Consider the following 26,324-nt stretch of genomic DNA (forward strand, 5'->3'; position numbering starts at 1 on the left):
GGGCTCGCAGGACCGGCTCACTCCTCGCGCTCACGCGGCACCACCTTTCGTTCGCGACTGCGGGGCTCGCAGGACCGGCTCACTCCTCGCGCTCACGCGGCACCACCGGTGGAGGTCAGCTCGGGCGCGGCGACCGGGTCGGCCATCGCGGTGAGGATCCGCCGGGGCGGGGTGAACGGCTCCCGCGCGTGCGCGGCCAGCATGTTCTCCACCAGCAGCACGTCGCCGGCCCGCCAGTCGAACGAGCGGGTCTCCGCCGCGTACGCGGCGCGCAGCTCGGCCAGCACCTCGTCCGGGATGGGCGTGCCGTCCCCGTACGCGGTCTGGTAGGGCAGGTCCTCCTCGGCCAGCGCGGCCCGCAGCCCGGCGCTCACCTCCGCCGGCAGCGACGTGACATGGAAGAACAACGCGTGGTTGAACCAGGTGCGTTCCCCGGTGACCGGGTGCCGGCGGACCGCCGGGCGCACCTGCCGGGTCCGCAGTTGCGTGTCGCCCACCCACTCGACGTCGATCAGCGCCCGCGCGCAGTACGCCTCGACCTCGGCGCGGGAGTCGGTCTGGAACGCGGTCTGCCAGGACAGGCTGATGCCGGGCAGGTAGTTGCGCCGGTAGAGCACGCCGCGCTCCTCGAACTCCGCGACCGTCTCGGGGCGCAGCCGGGCCAGCACCCGACGACTGTCCGCCAGCGGTGTACGCCCACCGGCGGCCGGGGCCACCTCGCAGTGGAACACGATCCGCAGCGGCCAGGTCACCGTGTACGACTGCTCGTTGTGCAGCACGATCGGCTGGTCGGCGGGGTGCTCGGTGGAGGTGTAGACGCCATCGGCGACCCGGCTGCGCGGCGAGGACCGCTCGCCGTAGGACAGCACGTCGTCGGAGAGCGCCGCCATCACGGTGCGGAAGTCGTCCGCGCCGGCCACCGCGAAGCCGCGGAACAGCACCGCGCCGGCGCGACGGGCCAGCCCGTCCACCTCGTCGCGGTGCCCGGCCAGCCAGCCGGCCAGGTCGACGTCGGGCACGTTGGCGTGCACCAGCGCCGGCAACGGGCCGTCCGGCCAGTCCGGCCGTACGTCCACCAGGTTCCGTTCCCGGCCGCGGCGGGGGACGGGCCGCGCGACCCGGATCTGATCGGTCATCTCTCACTCCCAGCGGTGTCGGCGCAGTCGGCCAGACTGCGCCGGGGGTCGGCGGCGGCGGTACGCAGCAGCGCGGTGAGGCGGCGGTGCCACGTCGTCACTCCGTCGTGGTCGAACAGGTCGGTGCGGTAGGTCCAGAGCGCGTCCAGCGCGTCCCGCCGGTCGTCCAGCCAGAGCGTCAGGTCGAGGCGGGCCGCGTCGGGGGTCAGCTCCACGCCGGTGAACTCGCCGCCGGCGACGCTGCGGTGCCGGGCCGGCGGCGCGTTCTGCACCCCGAACGCCACCTGGACGAGTGGGTTGCGGCCCGGCCGGCGGGTCGGGTTGAGCCGCTCCACCAGCAGGTCGAACGGGACGTCCTGGCGGGCGGCGGCGAACAGCGTGACCCGTCGGGCCTCGGCCAGCAGGTCGGCGAATGTCCGGTCCGGGGCCGGGCGCAGCCGTAGCGGCAGCGTGTTCACGTGGCAGCCGACGCCGCGTTCGGCGGCCACGCTGGTGCGGCCGGCGAAGGCCACGCCGACCAGCAGGTCGTCCCGGCCGGTGGCGGCGCCGAGCAGCGCGGCGAACCCGGCCAGCCCGACCATGTGCAGGCTGGCCCGGTGCGTGCGGGCGAGGTCCCGTACCGCCGTGGCGGTCGCCGGGTCCACGGTGGTCCGCAGCGCGGCCCCGCCGGTGTTAAGAAGGGGCCCCTGCTCTACCGCAGGCGTTAAGCGGGGGCCCTTCCTTTCCAGCTCCAGCAGGTGGGGGGCGCCGCGCAGGTCGCGCAGCAGCTCGTTGGTCGCGCGGTGGCCGGCCGGCGAGGCCAGCCAGGCGCGTTGCGCGGCGGCGAGGACGGCCGGGCCGGGCGCCGGCTCGCCGGGCGGCGCGTCCGGGTCGTCGTAGGCCACCGCCAGGTCCCGGACCAGCACCCCGAACGACCAGTCGTCGGCGACCGCGTGGTGCACGACCAGCAGCAGCGCCTCCGCGCGCCCGTCGCCGTCGGGCAGCAGGCACGCGCGCAGCAGTGGCCCGGTGGCCAGGTCCATCGGGGTACGCGTGCCCTCGGCGGCGAGCCGGGCCAGCCGGGCGTCGATCGGGACGCCCGGGTCGGCCGGCGCGACCACGAGGTCCGGCCGGGCGTCGGGGCGGACCACCTGCACCGGCCCGTCCGGTCCGGCGGGCAGGACGGTGCGCAGCGCGGGATGCCTGTCGACCACCCGGTGCAGCGCCCGCCCCAGCCGCTCCGGATCCAGCGGCGCGGCGAACCGGATCGCGAACGCCAGCAGGTAGGACGTGTCGGCCGGGTCGAGCCGGTGCAGGAACCAGAACCGCCGCTGCGCCGCGGACAGCGGTGCGGGCCCGCCCGCCGGCTCACCGGCCGCGTCCCTGTCACCGGCCGGCCCGGTGGTCGTCGGCGGGCCGATGACGTCCCCGCCGCGCCACCCGGGGTCCACCGGCGTGCCGTCCGGATCGGCGGGCACGTCGATCCGGACGGCCAGCGCGGCGACTGTCGGATGGGCGAACAGGTCGCCGGGGTGGACCCGGCGGCCGGTGGCGGCGGTCAGCCGGGTGGCGCAGCGGACCGCCAGCAGCGAGTCGCCGCCGAGCGCGAGGAAGTCGTCGTCCGGCCCGGTGACCGGCACGCCGAGCAGCTCCCGCCAGACCGTCGCGACCAGCGCGCCGGTCGGGCCGAGCGAACCGGGGTCGGCGGCGGGGCCGAACGTCGGCGCGGGCAGCGCGGACCGGTCCACCTTGCCGTTGGGCAGCGTGGGCAGCCGGTCCAGCCAGAGCACGGCCGCCGGCACCAGCGGCGCCGGCAGCACCTCGGCCAGCCGGGCCCGCACGTCGTCGCGCCGCTCGCCGGTCAGGTAGCCGACCAGCAGCGGGTCACCGCTCGGGCCGGGCCGGACGGCGGCGGTCGCCTCGCGTACGCCGGGCAGCGCGGCGAGCCGGGCGGCCACCTCGCCCAGCTCGATCCGGTAGCCGCGCAGCTTCACCTGGTCGTCCAGCCGGCCCAGGTAGGCCAGTTGCCCGTCCGGGCGCAGCCGCACCCGGTCGCCGGTGCGGTACATCCGCTCGCCGGGGCGGAACGGATCCGGCCGGAACCGGGCCTCGGTCTCCGCCGGCCGGTCCAGGTAGCCGCGGGCCAGCCCGGCGCCGGCCAGGTACAACTCGCCGGCCTCACCGGGCGGCGCCGGTCGGCCGTCCGGGTCGAGCACGTACGCCCGGGTGCCCGGCAGCGGCCGGCCGATCGGCGGGTCGCCGCCGTCGCGTGGCACCTCGGCCCAGGTCGAGTAGGTGGTGTCCTCGGACGGGCCGTACAGGTTGCACAGCCGGCGCACGTGCGGGCGGGCCCACACCCGGGCGGCCAGCGCGGCGGTGAGCGGCTCACCGGCCAGGCAGACCGTGCGGACGCCCGGCGGCAGCGCGCCGGCGGTGAGCAGCTCGCCCATCGCCGCCGGCACGGTGTTGACGAGCGTGACGGGCAGGCGGTCCGCGCCGGGCGCGGCCAGCGCCAGCACGTCGTCGACAAGCAGCACCCGCCCGCCCCAGGCCAACGGCCCGAAGATCTCGAACACGGACAGGTCGAAGCAGACCGAGGTGGCGGCGAGCATGCCGCCCAGCTCGGTGTCGTCGAACGTCTGCCGGACCCAGTGCAGCAGCACCGACGCGGAGCGGTGCTCGATCGCCACCCCCTTGGGCCGCCCGGTGGAGCCGGACGTGTAGATGACGTACGCCAGGTCGGCCGGCGTGACCGGGGTCGCCGGGTCGGTGCCGTCCCCGGCCGGGTCGAGGCGGTCGGTCAGCACGGTCGGGCCGGGGAACCGGCCGGCCAGGTCGGCGCGGGTCAGCACCAGCCGGGCCCCCGAGTCGGCGGTCATGAACGCCACCCGGGCCGCCGGGTACGCCGGGTCCAGCGGCACGTACGCGGCGCCGGCCTTGAGCACGGCGAGCAGCGCGACCACCAGTTCCGGCGTACGCGGAAGGCAGACGCCGACCCGGTCGGCGCCTGTCACACCGGCGGCGCTCAGCACCCGTGCCAGCCGGTTCGCCGCCTGGTCGAGATCCCGGTAGGAGAGCGTGGCGTCGCCGTGCCGGACCGCCTCCGCGTCCGGGGTGCGGGCGGCCTGCGCGGCGACCATCCGGTGCAGGCAGTCGACAGGGGCCGCGCCGCCGCCGGTACGCCGGGTGGCGGCGCGGCGGGTCGGTCCGGGTCGGGCGGGCGCGCTCACCGGCCCCCACCCCCGACCGCCGCCGTGAGCCGGCGGTCCGCCTCCTCCTGGATGCGGTCCTTGTCGGCGAGGACCACGCGGCCCGGGTCGTTGTCCGGCAGTTCGTCCTCCAGCCGCCGGATCCGGCGGTACGCGATGCCGCCGGCGGCCAGCGCCAACGCGCAGATCCCGGCCAGGATCGCGGCCAGCGCCATGCCCCGGCCCGGCCCGGTGCCGACCAGCCCGGCGAGCGGACCGCCCGGCCGGGCCAGCGGGGCGAGCACGTGCTCGGCGAGCGGCCCGGCGCTGAGGAACCCGGCCGGCACCATCAGCCAGGACAGCATCTGCGCCATGGCCAGCACCCGGCCCTGCAACTCCAGGCCCACCTTGGCCTGCACGATGGCCAGCCAGTGCGTGTTCACCAGCGCGGTGGCCAGGCCCATGCCGAACAGGCCGAGCGCCGGGAACAGCGGGTCCGGCCGCAGCCCGACGGTGAGCAGCGAGACGCCGAGCAGCACGACGCTGGCCAGGATGCCGGTGGTCCGCCGGGCGGTGCCGCCCCAGACACCCATCAGCACCGACCCGACCACCATGCCGACGCCGCTGGCGGCCAGCACCCGGCCCAGCACCGCCGGGTCGCCGAAGGAGAGCGTGAGCGGCGTGACCAGCACCTCCACCATGGCGAAGAAGTAGTTGAGCGACGCCACCAGCACGACCAGGGCGACCAGCCCGTGCCGGCGGACGATGAACCGCCAGCCGCCCAGCACCTCGCGCCGGAACGGCTCCTCCCGGCGCACGAACAGCGTGTCCGGGAAGCGGACCGACAGCGTGACGGTCACCGCCACCGCGAACGTGACCAGGTCGATCACCACGACGCCGCGCAGCCCGACCGCGAGCACCAGCGCGCCGCCGACCAGCGGGGCCAGCACGGTGCTGGTGGCGGTGCCGAGCGAGACGATGCCGTTGGCCCGGCCGTAGTAGCGCTTCGGCACGAGCTGGGTGACCGCCGCCTGGTAGGCGGGTTGCTGGAACGCGGTGGCCACGGCGGTGACGGTGATCGCGGTGAGGATGTGCCAGAGATGGAGCTGGCCGAGCCAGAGCAGCAGCGCCAGGCTCACCGTGCCGGTGGCCGCCAGGCAGTCCGCCAGCACCATGATCCGTCGGCGGTCCCACCGGTCGGCGAGCGCGCCGGCGATCGGGGAGAGGACCACGGCCGGCAGCAGCGCCAGCACGGTCGCGGTGGCGAACAGCGACACGGACCCGGTGCGCTGGTAGACCCAGAGCCCCATGCCGAACGCGGTCAGCCCGCTGCCGATCAGCGAGACGAGCTGGCCGATCGCGACCAGGTAGAACACCGCCAGGCTGGGCGTCACGCGCCGTGCCGGCCGCCGGGGCGCGACGTCCGCCGCCGGCGGTCCGGGTACGGGTACGGGGACCGTGGCCCCGGTCGGCGTCGGTTCGGCCGGCGGTGGCGCGGCGGTGGGGGCGCAGTGCGCCAGGATGACCGCGGCCAGCTCGGCCGGCTGGTGCTTGGCGAAGTAGTGCCCGGCCCCGTCGATCACCGCCAGCGACACCCGGTCGGCGAAGAACTCCCACTCCAGGTAGCGCTCCTGGTACAGCTCGGTGGCCCGGTCGCCGCTGCCCACCACGCAGACCAGCGGCGCGGACAGCTTCCGGGGCAGCCCGGCGGCGTAGACGTCGGTGTAGTAGTCCTCGCCCCGCGCCGAGTCGGCCAGCACCACCCGCATCACGAAGTCCTTCTCGGCGGCGTCGAAGACCTCGGTGAAGAAGCCCATCGCGCGCAGCGACTCCAGCGTCCGCCGCTTCGACGCCCAGCGCTCCACCGGGAACCACCGGCGCAGCCAGCCGAACACCCGGCCGGGCAAGCGGGGCGCGGGGAAGTGCGCGCCGATCGCCACACCTGTCACGTCGACGCCGGCCGCCTCCAGCCGGCGGGTCAGCTCCACCGCCTCGGCGCCACCGACGCAGTGCCCGTAGACCGCCACCGGGCCGGTGATCTGCTCGGCCACCTCGGCCACGCAGCGGTCCACCAGCTCGTCCAGGTCGAGCATCGGCTCGTCCGGGCGGTTCAGGTCGTGGCCGGGGCGTTCCAGCGCGTACAGCGACACGCCGGCCGGCAGGGCGTCCGCCAGCGGCTGGAACGTGATCGCGGAGCCGCCGCCGAACGGCACGCAGAGCAGCGTCAGCGTGGTCGGGGTGCCCGGCCGGGCCGGGGTCAGCTCGTGCAACAGCTTCCCGGCCGAACCGCCGGTGGCGGTCAGGTGCTCGGTCAGCGCCCGGATGGTCGGGTGCCGGAACAGGTCGAGCACGCTGATCGCCGGGTCGCTGCCGGCCAGCGCCTTGATCGCCCGGAACGAGTCGCCGCCCAGGTCGAAGAAGTCGTCGTCGATGCCGACCCGGTCGTAGCCGAGCACCTCGGCCCAGCGCCGCGCCAGCGCCGCCCGCAGCGGCGTGTCCGGCTCACCGGCGCCGGCCGCGGCGCGGTCCCGGCGGGGCGCGGGCAGGGCCGCCCGGTCGACCTTGCCGTTGGCGTTGAGCGGCATCCGGTTGAGCGGCACGAACGCCGACGGCACCATGTAGTCCGGCAGCCAGGTGCGCGCGTACGCCCGCCACGGCGCCGGGTCGGCGGCGAAGTCGGCGGTCACGTCCCGCCCGGCGTCCGGCTCCGGCCCGTCGGTGAGCGTCAGGTACGCCACCACGGCCTTCTCGCCGGCGTCCTCGCGGACCACCACGGCGGCGTCGCGGACCGCGTCGTGCCGGCGCAGCACCGCCTCGATCTCGCCCAGCTCGATCCGGAACCCGCGCACCTTCACCTGCGAGTCGCCCCGGCCGAGGAACTCGATCCGGCCGTCGGCCAACCGGCGGCCCAGGTCCCCGGTGCGGTACAACCGCCCGCCGCCGGCCGGGTCCGGCACGAACCGCGCGGCGGTCAGCGCCGGATCGGCGTGGTAGTCCCGGGCCAGCCCCGGCCCGCCCAGGAAGATCTCACCCGGCACGCCGACCGGGACCGGATCCAGTCCGGCGTCGAGCACGTGGACCCGCATGTTGGCGATCGGGCGGCCGATGGTGGGCCGGGACCCGTCCGGGGCGATCCGGTCCATGGTGGCCCAGACGGCGGCCTCGGTCGGGCCGTACAGGTTCCACAGCGCGTCCACCCGCTCGGCCAGTTGCCGGGCCAGCGGCGCGGGCACCGCCTCGCCGCCGCAGACCGCGGTCAGCCCCGGCGTGCCGGTCCAGCCCGACTCGATCAGCAGCCGCCAGGTCGTCGGCGTGCCCTGGGCCAGCGTGACGCGCTCGGCGGCGAGCAGCGCCGCCAGCCGGGGCGCGTCGTACGCGACGTCGCGGTCCACCAGCAGCATCCGCGCGCCGACCACCAGCGGCAGGAACAGCTCCGGCACGGACATGTCGAACGCGAAGCTCGCCATCGCCAGCATGGTGCCGTCGCGGGTCAGGCCGGGCCGCTCGCGCATCGTGGCCAGCGTGTTGACCACCGCGCGGTGGCTCACCCGGACGCCCTTGGGCCGGCCGGTCGAGCCGGACGTGTAGATCAGGTACGCCAGGTGGTCCGGCCCGGCCGACGAGGCGACGGCGGTGTCCGGCTCCCCGGTCGGGTCCACCCCGGTCACCACCGTGCCGGCGAAGTCGAGCCGGTCGGCCAGGGCCGGCTCGGTGACCAGCACCGTGGCGCCGCTGTGCGTCACCACGTACCGCTGCCGCTCCACCGGGTACTCCGGATCCACCGGCACGTACGCGCCGCCGGCCTTGAGCACGCCGAGCAACGCGACCGGCAGCTCGGCCGAGCGGGGCAGGCAGACCGCGACCGGCACGTCCGGCCCGACCCCGGCCCGGCGCAGCCGGTGCGCGAGCCGGTTGGCGCGGGCGTCCAGCGTGGCGTAGTCGAGCGTGGTCCCGCCGAACGTCACGGCCGGCCGGTCGGGGCCGGTCGCCACCTGACGCGCGAACAGGTCGACGAGCGTCGGGACCCGGTCGGGCGGGGTGTCCCAGCCGGCCGGCGCCGCGGTGTCGTTCCACTCGGCGAACCGGTCGCGCTCGGCGGCGGTGAGCAGCGGCAGCGCCGCCAACCGGGTGCCCGGGTCGGCGACCGCGGCGGCGAGCAGCGTCTCCAGGTGCCCGACCATCCGGTCGGCGGTCGCCGGGTCGAACAGCGCGGTGTTGTACTCCAACCGGAAGCGCAGCCCCTCGGTCACCTCGTACGCGTACAGCGCCAGGTCCTGCTGGGCGATGCCCGGCTCGACCGCGAACGGCGTCATCCGCACCCCGGCCGCCGTCACGTCCCGCTGCTCGGGCACGTTGAGCAGGTTGAACATCACCTGGAACAGCGGGTTGCGGCTCAGGTCGCGGGGCGCGTCGACCAGGTCCACAAGCCGTTCGAACGGCACCTCCTGGTGGTCGTACGCGCCCAGCGCGGTGCCGCGGACCCGCCCGAGCAGCTCGGCGAACGTCCAGTCGGCGTCCAGCACGGTCCGCATCGGCAGCATGTTGACGAAGAAGCCGACCATCGGCTCCAGCTCGGCCCGGACCCGGCCGGCCACCGGCGTGCCGACGCAGACGTCGCGCTGGCCGGTCCAGCGCCACAGCAGCGTCTGCCACGCGGCCAGCAACGTCATCGCCAGCGTGACGCCGTGCCGCTGGCTGAACCGGCGCAGCTCGTCGGCGGTCGCCGGGGCCAGGACCAGCGTGCGGACCGCGCCGTCGAACGTCTGCACCGGCGGGCGCGGCCGGTCGGTGGGCAGCTCCAGGGCGGCGGGCACACCGGCGAGCTGCCGCCGCCAGTACCGCAGGTCGGGGTGGTCCGGATCGGCCAGCCGGCCACGCTGCCAGCGCGCGTAGTCGCCGTACTGGACGGCCAGTTCGGGCAGCGGGTCGCCGCCTCCGGCGCGGGCGGCGGCGTAGCGGGTGGCCACCTCGCCGGCCACCACACCGAGCGACCAGCCGTCGGAGACGGCGTGGTGCATGGTCAGCGACAGCACGTGCCGGTCGGCGGTGACGCGCAGCAGCACGGCCCGGAACAGCGGCCCGGCGGCCAGGTCGAACGGGCGTCGCACGTCGGCGGCGAGGGCGGCGTGCACCCAGCCGGGCACCGCCGCGGCGACCGCCGGCTCGACGATGCTCACCGGCGCGGCCGGGTCCGGGTCGGTCGGCGCGGTCAGCACCGGCAGGTCCACCGGCCCGGCCGGGAGCACCCGCTGCACCGGGTCGCCGTCCGGCCCGAGCGGGAACACGGTCCGCAGCGCCTCGTGCCGGCGCACCAGCCCGGCCAGCGCGGTCCGCAGCGCGTCCAGGTCGAGCCGGCCGTCGAGCAGCAGCGTGGTGCCGACCGTGTAGGCGCTCTGCGCGTACGCCTGGTCCAGGAACCACAGCCGGTGCTGGCCGGAGGAGAGCGGCGCCGGGCCGGCGTCCGGCTCGGCCCGGGGAATCCGCCCCCCGGCGTCGGACGCGACGCTCGGGTCGGGTGGGCCCGCCACAGGCGGCGTCGCCGGCGCGACAGCGGTCGGCTCGTCGGCGGCGGCGGTCGCGGCGTCGACCGGGACCGCCACGGGCGGCGTCGTCGGCACGGCGGCCACGGTCGCCGGCAGTGCCGCCGCGAGCGCCGCGACGGTCGGCCGGGCGAAGACGGTCTCCAGCGGCACCGCCACGCCGAGGCGGGCGCGCAGCCGCACCACCACCTGGGTGGCGAGCAGCGAGTGCCCGCCCAGCTCGAAGAAGTCGTCGAGCGCGCCGATCGGCGCGATGCCGAGCAGGTCGCTCCAGACCGCCGCCACCGCTTCCTGCACCGCCCCACCCGGCGCCACGAACGCGCTGCTCAGCGCCGGCCGGTTGCCCGTCTCCTCCGCGCGCTGATTCACGGAAAGAGTGGCCATGGCGCCCGGAATAGCCACTCTTTCCGTGAAACAGGCTCCGGCGTCGGTGGGGGTGCGGGTGGGGGCGGGGGCGATCCAGTAGCGGTGCCGCTCGAACGGGTAGCCGGGCAGCGGCACCCGCCGGGTGCCGGTGCCGTGGAAACGGTCCGGGTCGACCGGCACGCCGGCCAGCCAGAGCCGCCCCACCGCGTCGAGCAGCGTGGACACGTCGTCGGACTCGGCGCGGGGATGCCGCATCGCCGCGACCGTCCGGGCCGGCGGTAGTCCGGCCAGCCGGGCCAGCCCACCGAGCGCGTGCCCGGGGCCCACCTCGACCACTACCGCGTCCTGCTCGGCGAGGAACGCGGCCGACTCGGCGAACCGGACCGGCTCGCGTAGGTGCCGCACCCAGTACGCCGCATCGGTGACCAGCCCGGGAGTGACCGGGCCGCCGGTCAGGTTGCTGAGGTAGGGCCGCTGCGGTTCGGCGTACCCGACCCGGGCGGCGTGCGCGGCGAACTCGTCCCGCACCGGGTCGAGCAGCGCCGAGTGGTAGCCCCGGGTCACCCGCAGCGGGCGGCAGTCCACCCCGTCCGCGGTCAGCCGCTCGCGCAGCCGCCCGACCGCCGCCGGGTCGCCGGAGACCACGCACAGCTCCGGGGCGTTCACCGCGGCCAGCGACAGCCCCTCGTCGAGCAGCCCGGTCACCGTCGCCTCGGGCAGGCCCACCGCGAGCATCGCCCCGGCCGGCGTGCGCGCCACCAGCTCGCCGCGCACCCGCACCAGGCGCAGCGCGTCGGCGAGCGGAAGGACGCCGGCCAGGCAGGCGGCCACGTACTCGCCGAGGCTGTGGCCGACCATCAGGTCCGGGGTGACGCCCCGGGCCAGCAGCGTGCGGGCCAGCGCGTACTCCGTCACGAACAGCGCGGGCTGCACCAGCTCCGGGCGGGCCAGCAGATCCTCCGCCGCCGGGTGCCCGCCGGGCGGCGGGTCGAGCACGGCGCGCAGGTGGCGGCCGAGGTCGTCGCCGAGCAGCGCGGCGCACGCGTCCACCTCGGCCCGGTAGGTCGGCTCGGCCCGGTAGAGCCCCGCGCCCATCGCCACGTGCTGGGCGCCGTGCCCGGGGAAGGCGAACACCAGCGTCCGCCGGCCGCCCGGACGGGTCCCGGTGAACCGGCGGGCCGGCGTGTCCAGGGCGGACACCGCGTCGGCCCGATCCGCCGCGACCACGTACCGGCGGTGGGTCAGCGCCGCCCGACGGCCCAGCGCCGACGCGACGTCCGCGAGCAACACCCCGGGGTGGGCGTCGAGGTGGTCGCGGAGCTGCCGGGTGGCGGTCTCCAGCGCCGCCGGGGTACGCGCGGACAGCATCAGCAGGCGCGGCCCCGGCGCGGGCGGGGCGACCGGGCCGGACGGCGCCGGCGGCTCCTCCAGCACCACGTGCGCGTTCGTGCCGCCCATGCCGAACGAGCTGACGCCGGCCCGGCGTGGCCCGTCGGCGACCCACGGCCGCGCGGCGGGCTCGAAGCGGAACGGGCCGGTCCCGACGTCGATCGCCGGATGCGGCCGGTCCAGGTTCACGGCCGGCGGCAGCGTCCGCGTCCACAGGGCCATCACGGTCTTGATCAGACCGGCCACCCCGGCCGCCGCGTCGGTGTGCCCGATGTTGGCCTTGACCGAGCCGAGCGCGCAGAAGCCGCGCTCGTCGGTTCCGCGCCGGAACGCCTCGGTCAGCGCGGCCACCTCGATCGGGTCGCCCAGGCTGGTGCCGGTGCCGTGCGCCTCCACGTAGCCCACCGAGCGTGGGTGCACGCCGGCCGTGGCCAGCGCACGACTGATCACCTCGACCTGTCCGGCGACGCCCGGCGCGGTGTAGCCGGTGCGGCGGGCCCCGTCGTTGTTGATCGCCGAGCCGCGGATCACCGCGTAGACCGTGTCGCCGGCGGCGACGGCGTCGGCCAGCCGCTTCAGCACGACGACGCCCACGCCGCTGGACTCGATGCTGCCGCGTGCGTCGGCGCTGAACGGGCGGCAGTGCCCGTCGGGGGAGTAGATGCCGCCGTCGTGCCACAGGTAGCCGCGCCGCTGGGCCGGGAAGACACTCACGCCGCCGGCCAGCACCACGTCGGACTCGCCGGCCAGCAGGCTCTGCCGGCCCAGGTGTACGGCCACCAGCGAGGTGGAACAGGCGGTGGCCACGGTGACCGCCGGCCCGGTCAGGTCGAGCTGGTATGCGACGCGGCTGAGCAGGAAGTCCTTGTCGTTGCCGAGCGAGAGCTGGTGCTCGCTGAGCCCGCCGGTCAGCTCCGGGTGGCCGCTGAGGTGGTCCAGCAGGTAGGAGCTGCGACCGGAGCCGGCGAACAGGCCGACCCGACCGGGGTGGCGGGACGGATCGTGCCCGGCGTGCTCCAACGCGTGCCAGGCGCACTCCAGCAGCAGCCGGTGCTGCGGGTCCAGCGTCTCCGCCTCACGCGGCGTGAAGCCGAAGAACGCCGCGTCGAACTCGTCGACGCCGGGCAGGAAGGTGCCGGTCCGGACGTACGCCGGGTCGTCGATGCGGGCCGGGTCCGCGCCGTCGGCGAGCATCTGCTCCACGGTGAACTCCTCGACCGACTCCACGCCGTCGCGGATGTTCACCCAGAACTCGTCGACGGTCCGGGCGCCCGGGAATCGGCCGGCCATGCCCACCACCGCGATCGGCCCGTCCGCCGGGGCGGCGGACGCGGTCGCCGCGCGCACCGGCGGGGCCTGCGGCGTCACGCCGGTCGTGGTGACCGTGACCAGGTACGCGGCCAGCGACTCCACGGTGGGGTGGCGGAACAGGTCGGTGGCGGTCAGCACGTCACCGAGCCGGGCACGCAGCCGGTCCAGCACGGCCAGCAGCCGCATCGAGTGGCCGCCCAGGTCGAAGAAGCTGTCCCGGGTGCCGACCTGCTCGACGCCCAGCACCTCGCGCCACACGTCGCCGACCAGGCGTTCCAGGCGTATCCGGTCGGCGTCCCACCGGTCGGGCGTCCCCGCCGTCGGGGTGCTCGTGCCGATCCGGTGGCCGTCCGGGGCGGCACTGCCGGCGCTGCCCGGGGCGGCGGGACCGGCCGGCGTGGCCGGTCCGGCGGGGCGACGGGTGGCCGGGGTGTCGGCCGGCGCGGGCAGCGCGTCGGCGTCCACCTTGCCGTTGCCGGTCAGCGGCAGCGCGTCCAGCCGCACGAACGCGGCCGGCACCAGCCAGGACGGCAGCTCGGCGACGAGCGCGGCGCGCAGCTCCGCCGGGTCTCCCGCGTCGCCGGCCAGGTACCCGACCAGCCGCGGGTCGGTCGGGTCGTCCCGGCGCAGGTGGACGGTCACCTCGACGCCCGGCCGGTGCCGTCGGATCGCCGCCTCGATCTCGCCGCACTCCACCCGGTAGCCGCGCACCTTGACCTGCCGGTCGGTGCGGCCCAGGTACTCCAGGACGCCGTCCGGACGGCGACGGGCCAGGTCGCCGGTGCGGTAGAGGCGCGCGCCGGGCACCCCGGAGAACGGGTCGGGCAGGAACCGCTCGGTGGTGCGGTCGGGCTGGCCCAGGTAGCCGCGGGCCACCCCGGCCCCGCCGACGTACAGCTCGCCGACCACGCCCACCGGTACCGGGTTGCCCCAGTCGTCGAGCACGTGCAGCGCGGTGTTCGCGATCGGCCGGCCGATCGGCACCGAGCCGTCGGCCGGCGTGTCCGGCTCCACCTCGTACGCGGCGCAGCCGACCACGGCCTCGGTCGGCCCGTACTCGTTGACCAGCGCGGTCCGTGGCGCGTGGGTCCGCCACGGCGCGACCTGGTCGGCGCGCAGGTTCTCGCCGCCGATGACGAAGCACCGGGTGCGACCGGCCAGCTCGTCCGGGCGGAGCTGGTGGGTGACCAGTTCGAGCTGGGCCGGTGTGATCTTGACCAGGCCGAACGGCGTGGTGGTGTCGCGCAGCGCCTCGCCCAGCGCCGCCGGGCCGAGGTGCTCGCCGATCATCCGGACCGTGGCGCCGGCGGCCAGCGGCACCAGCAGGCTGGTCACGGTCAGGTCGAACCCGACCGAGGAGTGCAGCGGGACCACGTCACCGGCGCGCAGCCGGTACGCCTGGGTAGCCCAGCGCACGTAGTTGGCCACCCCCCGGTGGGTGACCATCACGCCCTTCGGCCGGCCGGTCGAGCCGGACGTGTGGATGACGTACGCCAGGTCGTCCCCGGTCGGCGCGGGCCGGCGACGCGGCCGACGCCGGGGTCCACCGCCGACGCGCGCCGCGCCGGCCCCGGGCATCGGCGCGTCCGGCCCCGGCACCAGCAGTGCCACGTCGCCGGGCACCAGGTGCGCCAGTTCGGCGCAGGTGAGCACCACCGACGCGGCGGTGTCGTCCATCAGGTGCCGCAGCCGGGCCGGCGGGTTCGCCGGGTCCATCGGCACGTAGGCCGCGCCGGCCCGGAGCACCGCCAGCACCGCCACGGTGAATCCGACCGCGCGGGGCAGCAGCACGCCGACCAGGCCACCGACGCCGACGCCCCGCGCGCGCAGCGTCTCCGCCAACGCCTCGGCCCGCGCGTGCAGCTCCCGGTAGCTCAGCGTGGCGTCGCCGTCGGTCACCGCCACCCCGTCGGGGGTACGCCGGGACTGCTCCTCGATCAACGCGTGCACCAGCTCGTCCGGCTCGGCCGGCGTGGCGGTCCGGTTCCACTCGCCGACCAGCCGCCGGTGCTCCGCGGGGGTCAGCATCGCGACCGAGCCGACCGGCGCGTCCGGGTCGGTCAGCAGCCCCGCCAGCAGCGTCCGGAAGTGGCCGGCGAAGCGGGTCACCAGGTCGGCGTCGAACAGCTCGGTGCGGTACTCCAGCACGGTCCGCAGACCCCTGTCGTCCTCCCGGACGGCCACCGTGAGATCGAACTTGGCGTTCTCGACCGGCACCTCGACGGTGCTCACCTGGAGGCCGTCCAGGCGGGGCGGGGCGGTCTCCCGGCCGTACACGAACATCACCTGGAACAGCGGGCTGAAGCCGGCCCGGCGGGCCGGGCGCAGCGTCTCCAGCACCGTCGAGAAGGGCAGTTCCTCCCGGCTCAGCGCGTCGAGGACGGCGGCGCGTACCCGCTCCAGCAGCGTGGCGAAGGGCGGGTCGTCGTCCAGTCGGGCCCGGATCGCGACGGTGTTCAGCAGCAGGCCGACGAGCCGCCGTGTCTCGGGGCCGCGCCGGCCGGACACCGGCGTGCCGACCACGACGTCCCGCGCGCCGGTCCACCGGGCCAGCAGCACGTGCAGCACCGCCAGCAGCACCATGTACGGCGACACCCGCGCCCGCCGGCAGTACGCGGCCAGTTCCTCGGTGGACACGTCCAGCGGCACCGACAGCGTGCCGCCGGCCCCGGACGGCGCCGCCGGGCGGGGACCCCGGGTGGGCAGGTCCAGCGCGGCGGGCACGCCCGCGAGCTGCTCCCGCCAGTAGTCGAGCTGGGCGGACGCCTCCGGGCCGGCGAGCCACTCCCGCTGCCGGCGGGCGTGGTCGCGGCAGTCGCCCTCGACCGGGTCGAGGGCCGCCGGTCGTCCGGCCCGGTGTGCCGCGTAGAGCCGTTCCCACTCCTCGTGCAGCAGGCCCAGCGACCACTCGTCGACGGCGACGTGGTGGAACGTCAGCAGGAGCACGTGCTCCTCCGGCGCGCAGCGCACCAGGTCGGCCCGGAGCACCGGCCCGCGGGCCAGGTCGAGCGGCTCTCGGGCGGCGGCGCGCAGCCGGGCGTCCACCTCCCGGTCCCGCTGCCAGCTCGGCAGTCCGCTGAGGTCGTGCACCCGCAGCAGTCCCGGGCGCGGCTCGTGGACCACCTGGACGAGCCGGGTGTCCGCGCCGTCGTCGCCCGGGTCCGGCGTTCCGGCACCCGCCGCGGCTCGGTCGACGGCGGGGGGCGGCTCGGCGGCGAGCGTGGTCCGCAGCGCGGCGTGGCGGGCCACCAGGTCGTCAAGCGTCGCGGAGAGCGCCGCCACGTCGAGCGGGCCGTGCAGCCGGTAGGCCAGCGGCACCAGATAGCCGGCCGAGCCCGGGTCGAGGCGGTCCAACTGCCACATCTGGCGCTGCGCGGCGGTCGCCGGCGCGGGGCCGCCGGAGTGGGGCCGCGCCGGTGGGACGGGCACCGGCCGGGCCCGCAGGACGTCGGTCATCGCCTCCGCCTTCGTCGCTGCCGGCCGTCGCGTGGGTCGCATCCGGGCGCGGGCGGTCGCCGCGCCGGACCGTCAGGTCGGCCGGGGTGGTGGAAAGATCAGGATTCCTCGATGGGGAACCGGGTTCATCATGTCACCGGCGATCTTTGTCCGCCGATCCCCGAATCGTGCCGCCGGTCGATGCTTTCGGTGTCGGGCGCTGCACGTTCGGCCAGTTCCCGGCGGCCGGTAAGAAATGTGATTGCGGCGGCTCGACGCGCACTCCGGGGCGGTCCCCGGGGTGATGTCGCCCGTATCGGTCATCGGGAGCTTCCGCCGCCTCGACACCATTGTGGAGGGATATGCCGGATGCGGGCGGCGGGCGGCGACGAGCCGCACCGACTGCTCATTGTGGCTGTTCACGGCGTCGTTGACAGCGTGATCTTCGATGGAATACGGTTCCTGGCGTAGCTGGCGCGGTTTCTGGCCGCCGACAATCGGTGCGCGTTCCGGCGGCGGCGTGCCGAATTTCCGCGATCGATTCGGTAATTGCTCCGACGCGCCCGCTGCTGTCGGATGTTCGGCGTTCGCCGAAAACGGTTTCCCCGCTCGGCGCTTTGTGTCGGCAGGTGACGCCCGACCGTCGTCGGCCCGGTCCTCGCCCCGCCCTCCGCCGCCGCGCCGACGACGGGATCGATCATGGCGGATGGACCGGACGGCGCGGGACGGGCCGAAAGGCGCGACGGGGGTCCGGGCGGTAGGCGGGCGGCCAGCCGATCGGTGGAGCGGGGTCGCCGTGTGGCCGGAATTGATGACGAGCGGTCGATTACCGGTGCGGCAACGTATCGCGAGAACCCCTTGCCTCCTACGGTGACGTCCGGCACGCGGACGGAGGGAAGTCGGGAGCCACCCGAGGGCGCCGTCCGGGCGGACAGGGAGAGTTGTCTCGATGCGAGTTTGGAGTCGCGCGGTAGCGGTGCTCGCCGCCGGCGTGGTCGTGGTGGCGGGGGTGCCGGCGTTGGCCGGCGTCGTCACCGTCACCGACGCCGGTGTCACCGGGCGCACCGGCGCCCAGGCGACGGGGGGCCGCGCCGCGCTCGGCGCCGCCCGGACGGTCGCCACCAGGGCGCAGGTCACGCCGGGGGACACCCGGCTGATGCCGAGCACGCCCCGCACCGACACGCCGCGGATCACCAACGGCGAGATCACCGACATCGAGGTGATCGGCAACCGGGTCTTCATCGCCGGCACGTTCACCTCGATCGCGAACGTCGGCGGCACGGCGATCGCGCAGAAGTCGCTGGCCTCGTACAACCTGGACACCGGCAAGGTGGACACCGGCTTCAAGCCGACCATCGACGGCGCGGTGGCGGCCGTCGAGGCGTCGCCGGACGGCACGTCGCTCTACATCGCCGGCTCGTTCAACACGATCAACGGCGTCACCAAGCGCAAGATCGCCCGGCTCAACCCGACCACCGGCGCGCCGGTGGCCGCGTTCACCGCGACCGCCAGCGCGCGGGCGACCGCGCTGGCGGTGAGCCCCACCGCCGTCTACGTCGGCGGCCAGTTCGCCACCGTCAACGGCGTCGCCCGCAGCGGCCTGGCCGCGCTGAACCCGACCACCGGCGCCGTCGACACCGCGTTCAACCTGCCGGTCACCGGTGGCATCGGCGTCGGCGGCATGCTCACCGTGCAGCAGCTCAAGCTCACCCACGACCGCAGCAAGCTGCTGGTCGTGCACACCGGTCGCCAGATCGCCGGGCAGGACCGCTACGGCGTGGCCCTGATCGGTACGGCCAGCAAGGCGCTGCTGCCGTGGCGGACCCGGCTGTGGGAGGACAACCTCTCCTTCGTCGGCGGCATCCAGCGTGTCTTCGCCGGTGACATCGCGCCGGACGACTCGTACTTCGTGGTCACCAGCGGGTCGGGCGGCGACCGGCCGCCGATCAACGACACCGCCATCGCGTACTCGCTGACCGGAAACGACCACGTCGAGCCGCTCTGGATCTCCCGGCACTTCGACAGCATCTACTCGGTCGCGATCACCGACACCGCCGTCTACGTCGGCGGTCACTTCAGCTGGCAGGAGTCGCCCACCTCGAACGTGCCGTGGCCCGGGCTGGACAACGTCGGCTACGGCACCGGCCAGGGCCTGAGCGGCTACGGCCTCGGCGACCAGGTGGTCCGCCGCGACCACCTCGGCGCGCTGGACCCGCTCACCGGCACCGCGCTGGAGTGGAACCCCGGCTCCAACTCGTACGAGGGGGAGAAGGCGATGCTGGCCACCGCGCGTGGCCTGCTGGTCGGCGGCGACGGCAACGTCAAGGGCGGCAAGACGACCGGTCGGGTCGCGTTCTTCGACCTGTCCAAGGAGCCGGCGCCGGCCGCGCTGGACACCACGATCACCACGCCGATCGAGGGCGCGGTGAAGCAGGCCGGCGAGTCGTTCGACCTGGGTGGCCAGGCGCTCGCCCCGGCCGGCGTGTCCAAGGTCCAGGTCGAGGTCATGGACCGCAACAGCGGACAGTACCTCCAGGCCGACCTGACGACCTGGGGTGCGTTCAAGTCGCTGAACGCCACGGTCGCCGCGCCGAACGCCACGTCCACCACCTGGCAGCTCCCGGTGTCGCTGCCGGCCGGCGTCTACCAGATCCAGGCGAAGACGGTCGGCCGCGACGGGGCCGGCGACACCACCAAGGCGATCAAGAAGATCGAGGCGTTCCGCTTCGACGACCTGCCGCCGGCCACCCGGATCACCGCGCCGACCGCCGGCCTGATCGCCACCCAGAGCTTCGTCGCCACCGGCACCGCGACCGACGACAAGGGCGTCAGCTCGATGATCTACTCGTTCCGCACGCCGGACAACCGGTACCTGCAGGACGACGGCAGCGTCGCGGCGGTCTACAACACGTTCCGGGGCGAGCCGGACGTGCTCGGCGCGACGTCCGCCACCTGGCAGTACGAGGTGACGCTGCCGACCGAGGGGCAGTGGCGGATGACCGCCACCGCGGTCGACACGGCCGGACAGAGCGACCTGCGCGGTGACACCCGGGACTGGACCGTCTCGGCGACCGGTGTCCCGCCGACCGTGGCGATCACCGCGCCGGTGGCGATGACCCCGCCCACCGCCGCCGCGCCGCTGACCGTGGCGCCGGGCGCGACGGTCACGTTCGCCGGCACCGCCGCCGACGAGGACGCGCTGAAGTCGGTCGAGATCTACCTGCGCAACAACACCACCCGCGAGGCGCTGGCCGCGGACGGCACCTGGGGCGCCGACTCGGTCGCCGCGTACCACCGGATCTCCCCGACCAACCTCGACGCCGCCACGTTCGACTGGTCCTTCACCACGGTTCCGCTCACCCCCGGCGTCTACGACTTCCGGGTGCGCGCCACCGACAGGCTGGGCCTGACCACGTCCACCACCAACCTGGGCCGGCTCACCGTCACCGCGCAGGTGCCCGGCGACGCCTTCCCGAACGGGCTGCTCAGCTTCACCGGGACCGACCAGAACGTCGACCGGCTGCACCTCGACCTGGCCGGCACGGCGACCGACGACAAGGGCGTCAAGACCGTCCGGGTGGCGCTGCGCGACCTGGACACCGGCCGGTACGTCCAGCCGAACGGCACGATGGCCGCCGCGTTCGCCACGCTCGACGCGACGCTCGCCGCCCCGGACGCCACCAGCACCACGTTCACGCTCCCGGTCGACCTGCCCACGAAGGGCACCTACAGCGTCGAGGCGTGGGCGGTGGACACGGCCGGCCAGCAGGACGGCTCGACCAGTGGCGCCACCGCGAAGTACCTGGTCTACCCCGGTGACGCCGACCCGACGCTGGAGCCGAGCATCACGCCGGTCGAGGGCGAGGTCTACACCGGTGGCCGGATCGTGGTGACCGGCCGGGCGGTCGACGACGTCGGCATGCAGAAGGTGGAGTTGCAGATCACCAACGCCGCCGGGCAGGGCATGAACGCGGCCGGCACGTTCGGCCGGGCCGGCACGTGGATCGCGGCGTTCCTCACCAGCCCGGGTTCGCCGGGGTCGAACTTCGCGTACACGTCGCCGGTGGTGCCGGCCGGCACGTACACGGTGACGATCCGGGGCATGGACAACTACGGGCAGTACCAGCAGCCGGTCCGTACCGTCTCGGTGACCGTCACCGACTGATCCCCGGTCGGCCGCGGGCCGGTCCGCGTCGGGTCCTCCCGACGTCGGGCCGGCCCGTCGCCGTCAGGGGCGGACGAGCCGCATCCCGGCGGTGGCCGGCCGGTCCATGGTGGCCAGCGCCGCGGGCGCGTCGGCCAGCCCGATGACGCCGGTGACCAGCTCGCCGGGGCGCAGCACCCCGGCGGTGACCAGCCGCAGCAGCTCGGGATAGGCGTGGGCGGGCATCCCGTGGCTGCCCCGCAACTCCAGTTCGTGGGCGATCACCAGATCCATCGGCAGCGCGGGCCGGCCCTGCGCGGCGGGCAGCAGCCCGACCTGCACGTGCCGGCCCCGCCGGCGCAGGCTTTCGATCGAGGCGACGCAGGTGGCGTGACTGCCCAACGCGTCGAGTGAGAGGTGGGCGCCGCCGCCGGTCGCGTCGCGGACCGCGGCGGCCACCTCGCCGGGTCCGCCGAGCGCGGACCCGTCCAGGCAGACCGCGGCGCCGCTGCGCCGGGCCAGCGCCAGCGCGGCGGGCGCGACGTCCACGGCCACCACCCGGGCGCCGCCCGCCGCCGCGATCATCACGGCGGACAGGCCCACCCCACCGCACCCGTGTACGGCCACCCACTCGCCCGCGGCCACCCGGCCCTGCGCGACCACGGCCCGGAACGCGGTGGCGAACCGGCAGCCGAGCGCGGCGGCGGTCCCGTCGTCCACCTCGTCCGGCAGCCGGACCAGGTTGACGTCGGCGTGCCGCACCGCCACGTACTCCGCGAACGAGCCCCAGCCGGTGAAGCCCGGCTGGGTCTGCCGCTCACAGACCTGCTGGTCGCCGGCGAGGCAGGTGGGGCACCGCCCGCAGGCGCAGACGAACGGCGCGGTGACCCGGTCGCCCGGCCGCCAGCCGCGTACGTCGGCGCCGACCGCGGCGACGACACCGGCGAACTCGTGCCCGGGTACGTGCGGGAGCCGGATGTCCGGGTCGTGGCCCTGCCAGCCGTGCCAGTCGCTGCGGCACAGCCCGGTCGCGCCGACCCGGACGACCACCCCGTCGCGCGCCGGGGCGGGGTCGGCCACTTCCCGCACCTCGGGCCACGCGTTGAACTCCTCGAACACCACCGCCCGCATCCCACCATCCTCCCCCGCGCCGGGTGTGCGGAGGGCAAGGGGCAGGGCGCAAGTTGCGGGAAAGCGGCAGAAATATATTGATGCCGGCAAATCTTGACGCGTGTTCGTGTGGTGGCGCACGGTAAGGAAAGCGGTCGGTAGTGCAGGAGGCGGTCATGCGGTTGAATCCGTTCGCGGGAGCGTATCTCACCGACCCGGCCGGCGTCTGGGCCCGCCTGCTGGCCGCCGACGGCGGCGTGCACCACGACGACGAACTCGGGTTGTGGCTGATCACCCGGCACGCCGACGTCCGGCGGGCGCTGGCCGACGCGCGGGCGTTCGGCAACGCGCTCACGCTCGCCCCGGTGTATGACATCTGCCCCGAGGCGCTCGCCCTGGTCGCCGGGATCGACGCGCCACCCACCACCGCCGCGGCCGACCCGCCGGTGCACCCCCGTACCCGCCGGGCGCTGCGGGTCACGTTCGCCAACACCCCGGAACGGGTGGAGCAGCGTTACGGCCGGATCGTGCGTCGCCGGGTGGACGAGCTGGTGGCGCGGCTGGCCGCCCGGGCCGGCGACGAGGTCGACCTGGTCCCGGCGTTCACCGCCGAGCTGCCGCTGCTGGTGCTGCTCGACATCCTCGGCGTGCCGGCGGGCGACGTGCCGCGCATCCGGGCCTGGGCGGACGGGCAGATCGCCCTGATCTGGGGCAGCCCCGACCCGGCCGAGCAGGTCCGGCTCGCCGGCGGGCTGCTGGAGTTCTGGCACTACTGCCAGGACCTGGTGCGGCGCCGGCTGGACGGCGGCGGTGACGACTACGTCGCCGAGCTGCTGGCGTACCGGGGCGGCGACGACGAGGTGCTGACCGTGGCCGAGGCGTCGAGCATCGTGTTCAACCTGCTGGTCGCCGGGCACGAGACCACGGCCGGGCTGCTCGCCCACGCGGTGGACCGGGCGCTGTCCGAGCCGGGCCGGTGGCGCTCGCTCGCCGAGCGTCCGGACCGGGTCCCGGCGTTCGTCACCGAGACGCTGCGCTTCGCGCCCGCCATCGACGGCTGGCTGCGGGTCACCAACCACCCGGTCACGCTGGGCGGCGTGGCCATCCCGGCCGGGGCGCGCTGCCTGTTGCTGATCGGCGCCGCCAACCGGGACCCGGCGGTGTTCGGCCACCCGGACCGGTTCGACCCGGACCGGCCGGACGCGCACGACCACCTCTCCTTCGGTCACGGCCCGCACTTCTGCATCGGCGCGGCGCTGGCCCGGCTGGAGGCGGGCACCGCGCTCGCCCGGCTCGCCGCGGCCCTGCCGGACCTGCGGCCGGCCCCGGGGCATCCCCGCGTCTTCCGGCCCAACCTGGCGTTCCGCGCGCACCGCGGGCTGCCGGTGACCGTCGCGCCGCGGGTGTCGACCGACCGCCGTCCGGTCGCGCGGCCGGTGGCGTGACCGGGCGGCGGCGGCGGACACGCAGCGCAGTCACGTCTTCACACCCGTACGCCGGTGGGTTAAGAATGACCCCCTGCGAACGCCCAGTCATCGCCCGTCCTCGATCTGTTGCCGATGCCGGTCCGGCGTCGCGAAGGTGAGCACATGGATCGCACGCCCGCGTCGAGCGCCGCTCCCTCCGCCGCCAGCCGCCAGTTCCGTGCCGAGCTGCGCCGCTGGCGGACCCGGCGTGGCCTGACCCAGCGGGCGCTGGCCGAGCGGGTGCGGTTCAGCCGGGAGACGGTCGCCGCGGTCGAGTCCGGCCGGCGGTTCGGCAGCCAGGAGTTCGCCGTCCGGTGCGACGAGGTGCTCGCCACCGGCGGGCGGCTCGCCGAGCTGTGGCCGCAGGTCGCCGCCGAGCAGTTGGCGGCGGACGGCCGGCGGGGGCCCCGGCTCGGCGAGGTGGACCCGGCCGGCCCACCGGCCGCGCGGCGCGATCCGCGCGATCCGCAGGCGGTGGTGGCGGCCATCGACGAGCTGCGGGAACTGATCGGTCAGGTGCTCGGACAGCCCGAGCCGGAGGGCCCGCCGCCGTCGGCGGCCAACCGGCACTGACCGGGGTCGATGCCCCGGTCGGGGGTTGCCGTCGGCGTCGCCGCCTCTGGGTACAGATGCTGGTACGGCCTGTTTGTACCACGGTCGGGTCTGGCCTCGGCGCGCGGCTTCCGGCGGAATGAGACGTGCAATCCGCAAGTGCAGATAGAAGTTTGCCGATCAGCGCGGGGAGTCAGCAGTGGCGTCGAGCACGAGGTCCCACGCGGCCCGACCCTACCCGCCCCGCCGCCGTCGGTGGCGCATCGGCGGCCGGATGCGCCTCATCGTGGCGGCCCCGCTCGTCGCCGTGATGGGTTTCGCCGGACTGGCACTGACCGAGAGCGCCCGACAGACCGCCCGCGCCAGCGATCTCGGCCAGCTCGCCCAGCTCGGCGCCGAGGCGGGTGGCCTGGCCCACCGGTTGCAGTACGAACGGATCGTCGCCGCCGACCTGCTCACCCGGGGCGCCCCCGACCAGCAGGACGCGTTCGCGGACGCCACCACCGCCACCGACGCGGCGGTCGCCGGATACCGCCGGCAGCGGGCCCGGGTGCCCGCCGGCACCGCCGCCGAACGGGCCGTCCTGCCGCGGATCGACGCGGCGCTGGCCAACCTCGCCCCGCTGCGCGCGCAGGTCCGCACCGCCGAACGCGCCTCGGTCTCGGCGATGACGTTCAGCTACCGCATCGTCATCGCCGACCTGCTCGGCCTCCGGGAGAGCGTCACGCTCGGCGTGGTCGAGCCGCGGATCGCGGACGGCATCCGCGCCTCCGCCGCGTTGTCCAAAGTGGCCGAGGCGGTCGGCCAGCAGCAGGTGGCCGTGCTGCGCGCGGTCACCGCCGGCCAGGTGACGCCCGCGCTCCAGCAGGACATCACCGCCGCCCGGACCGGCGTCACCGAGGCGTCGCTGGCCTTCCAGGCACTCGCCCGGCCGGCCTGGCAGGGCTGGTGGGAGCAGGCCGGCAGCGGCGAGAACGCGCTGCGGCTGCAACGGCTCCTCGACCAGGTGGCCCGGACGGCGGCCGGCGACCGCCTCGAACTGGACCTCGGCACCTGGCTCACCGCCACCCAGCAGTGGGCGGTCCGCCTGGCCGAGCTGCGCCTACGGGTCGACGGGGCGGTGCTCGACGACATCCGGGCCGCGCACGCGGACCAACGTCGCCGGACCGTGGTGGAGGCGGCGGCTGCCCTGCTGGCCCTGCTGCTCACCGCGCTTGTCACCTGGGCGGTGGCCCGCCAGATCACCCGGCGGCTGCGCCGGCTGCGGGACGCGGCCAACGCGGTCGCGTTCGAGCGGCTGCCCCAGGTGGTGGCCCGGCTCCAAGAGCCGGACAGCGCCTCGGTCGACCCGGACGACCTGGCCCGTCGCCAGGCCGTCGACGCGCTGGAGGTCTCCGGCGACGACGAGATCGGCGAGGTCGGGCAGGCGTTCAACGCGGTGCACCGGGCCGCCGTCCGGACCGCCGCGGAGCAGGCCGTGATGCGGGCCAACACGGCGGAGATCTTCATCCACCTGAGCCGGCGGGAACAGCGCCTGGTCGACGCCGTGCTGGCCCAGGTGGACCGCGTCGAGCGGGACGAGACCGACCCGGACCGGCTGCACCAGCTCTACGCGCTGGACAATCTCGCCACCCGGATGGGCCGGATCAACGCCAGCCTGCTCGTGCTGGGCGGGGTGGGCGTCGGTCGGGTCCGCCACCACGACGTGCCGCTGCCGCAGGTGCTCCAGGCCGCGCAGAGCCAGATCGAGCACTACGCCCGCATCCGTCTCGGCCTGGTCGACGGCGACGTCGCGGTGGCCGCCGAGTCGGTCGACGAGGTGGTGCACCTGCTGGCCGAGCTGATGGAGAACGCCACCGGCTACTCCCCGCCGGCGACCGAGGCGTGGGTGACCGGCCGGAGCCTCGGCGACCGGGTGATCGTGCAGATCAGCGACGAGGGCGTCGGCCTGCCCCCGCACCGGCGGCAGCAGCTCAACGACCTGCTCGCCCAGCCGCCCGCCATCGACGTGGCCACCGTGCGGGCGATGGGACTGGTCGTGGTGGGGCAGCTCGCCACCCGGCTGGGCGCCGCCGTGCAGCTCCGGTCCGGGCCGCGGCGCGGCACCATCGCCGAGGTGGCCCTGCCGGCCGCGCTGCTCCGGCCGCTGCCGCCCGAGGAGTTCCTGCTCACCCCCGAGCGACCGTCCCGCCGGGCGGCCCGCGCAACGGTCGCGTCCCCGGTCGTGCCGGCCACCGTCGTGCCCGCCGGCGCGCGGCCCGCTGCGGTGCCCGCCGGCGCGCGGCCCGCCCCGCAGCCCTGGGCCGGTGGCCCGGCCGCCGACCGGTCGCTCCCGGTCGCTCCGGTGTTCCAGCCGGCGTCGTCGGCCGCCGCCGACGCCCCCACCGAGGAGCTGATCATCTTCGACCAGGTCAACCACTGGTTCCAGGCCGACCGGCCGGGCGACGCCGCGTCCTGGGCCGGCCCGGCGGACGACGCCTGGCGCACCGCGGCGCGCGCCGACGAGCCCCGGGTCGCCGGCACCACCACGTCCGGGCTGCCGCGCCGGCAGCCGCAGGAGCACCTGGTGCCCGGCGGTGTCCCGGCGCCCCGGCAGGCCACCGAGCACCGGGACCCGGCGCGGGTGGCCACCGCCATGGCGGCGTACGCCCGCGGGGTCGCCGGTCGCCGGACCAACCTGATCACCAACTGACCGGACAGGGAGTGCA

Annotated in this window: 8 protein-coding genes; 4 read left to right on the plus strand and 4 right to left on the minus strand. The window is 75.7% G+C overall.

The genetic code is table 11. From position 1 onward, the window contains the following. Positions 1-92: 92 nt before the first annotated feature. From ACZ6O5_RS16230 to ACZ6O5_RS16240, 3 genes are read right to left on the minus strand one after another with little or no spacing between them, the layout of a single operon-like run. A complete protein-coding gene (locus tag ACZ6O5_RS16230; protein WP_465977910.1) occupies positions 93-1,136 on the minus strand; it encodes a TauD/TfdA family dioxygenase in 1,044 nt (347 codons plus the stop codon). Then, entirely contained in the window at positions 1,133-4,345 is a 3,213-nt protein-coding gene (locus ACZ6O5_RS16235; RefSeq protein ID WP_465977912.1) for an amino acid adenylation domain-containing protein, read from the minus strand. The genes ACZ6O5_RS16230 and ACZ6O5_RS16235 overlap by 4 nt, the downstream gene beginning before the upstream one ends. Next, a complete protein-coding gene (locus tag ACZ6O5_RS16240; RefSeq protein WP_465977914.1) occupies positions 4,342-16,365 on the minus strand; it encodes an amino acid adenylation domain-containing protein in 12,024 nt (4,007 codons plus the stop codon). The genes ACZ6O5_RS16235 and ACZ6O5_RS16240 overlap by 4 nt, the downstream gene beginning before the upstream one ends. A gap of 928 nt (positions 16,366-17,293) precedes the next feature. On the opposite strand from ACZ6O5_RS16240, the gene ACZ6O5_RS16245 reads away from it, so the two are divergent. After that, the gene (locus ACZ6O5_RS16245) at positions 17,294-20,509 is read left to right on the plus strand and encodes an Ig-like domain-containing protein (RefSeq protein WP_465977916.1); all 3,216 of its coding nucleotides are present in this window, start codon (positions 17,294-17,296) and stop codon (positions 20,507-20,509) included. A 63-nt stretch (positions 20,510-20,572) separates the two neighbouring features. Here ACZ6O5_RS16245 and ACZ6O5_RS16250 read toward each other — a convergent pair whose 3' ends face one another. Beyond that, positions 20,573-21,619, minus strand: a complete 1,047-nt coding sequence (locus tag ACZ6O5_RS16250) for a zinc-dependent alcohol dehydrogenase family protein (protein WP_465977917.1) — start codon at positions 21,617-21,619, stop codon at positions 20,573-20,575. A 155-nt stretch (positions 21,620-21,774) separates the two neighbouring features. Between ACZ6O5_RS16250 and ACZ6O5_RS16255 the strand changes: the two genes are divergently transcribed. The 3 genes from ACZ6O5_RS16255 to ACZ6O5_RS16265 all read left to right on the plus strand — a co-directional run bounded on the left by ACZ6O5_RS16255 (position 21,775) and on the right by ACZ6O5_RS16265 (position 26,308). Further along, positions 21,775-23,043, plus strand: a complete 1,269-nt coding sequence (locus ACZ6O5_RS16255) for a cytochrome P450 (RefSeq protein WP_465977919.1) — start codon at positions 21,775-21,777, stop codon at positions 23,041-23,043. Between the two features lie 144 nt (positions 23,044-23,187). After that, the gene (locus tag ACZ6O5_RS16260) at positions 23,188-23,637 is read left to right on the plus strand and encodes a helix-turn-helix transcriptional regulator (RefSeq protein ID WP_465977921.1); all 450 of its coding nucleotides are present in this window, start codon (positions 23,188-23,190) and stop codon (positions 23,635-23,637) included. A gap of 253 nt (positions 23,638-23,890) precedes the next feature. Beyond that, entirely contained in the window at positions 23,891-26,308 is a 2,418-nt protein-coding gene (locus ACZ6O5_RS16265) for a sensor histidine kinase (protein WP_465977923.1), read from the plus strand. Positions 26,309-26,324: the final 16 nt, after the last annotated feature.

The organism is Micromonospora sp. NPDC049201, assembly GCF_055586805.1.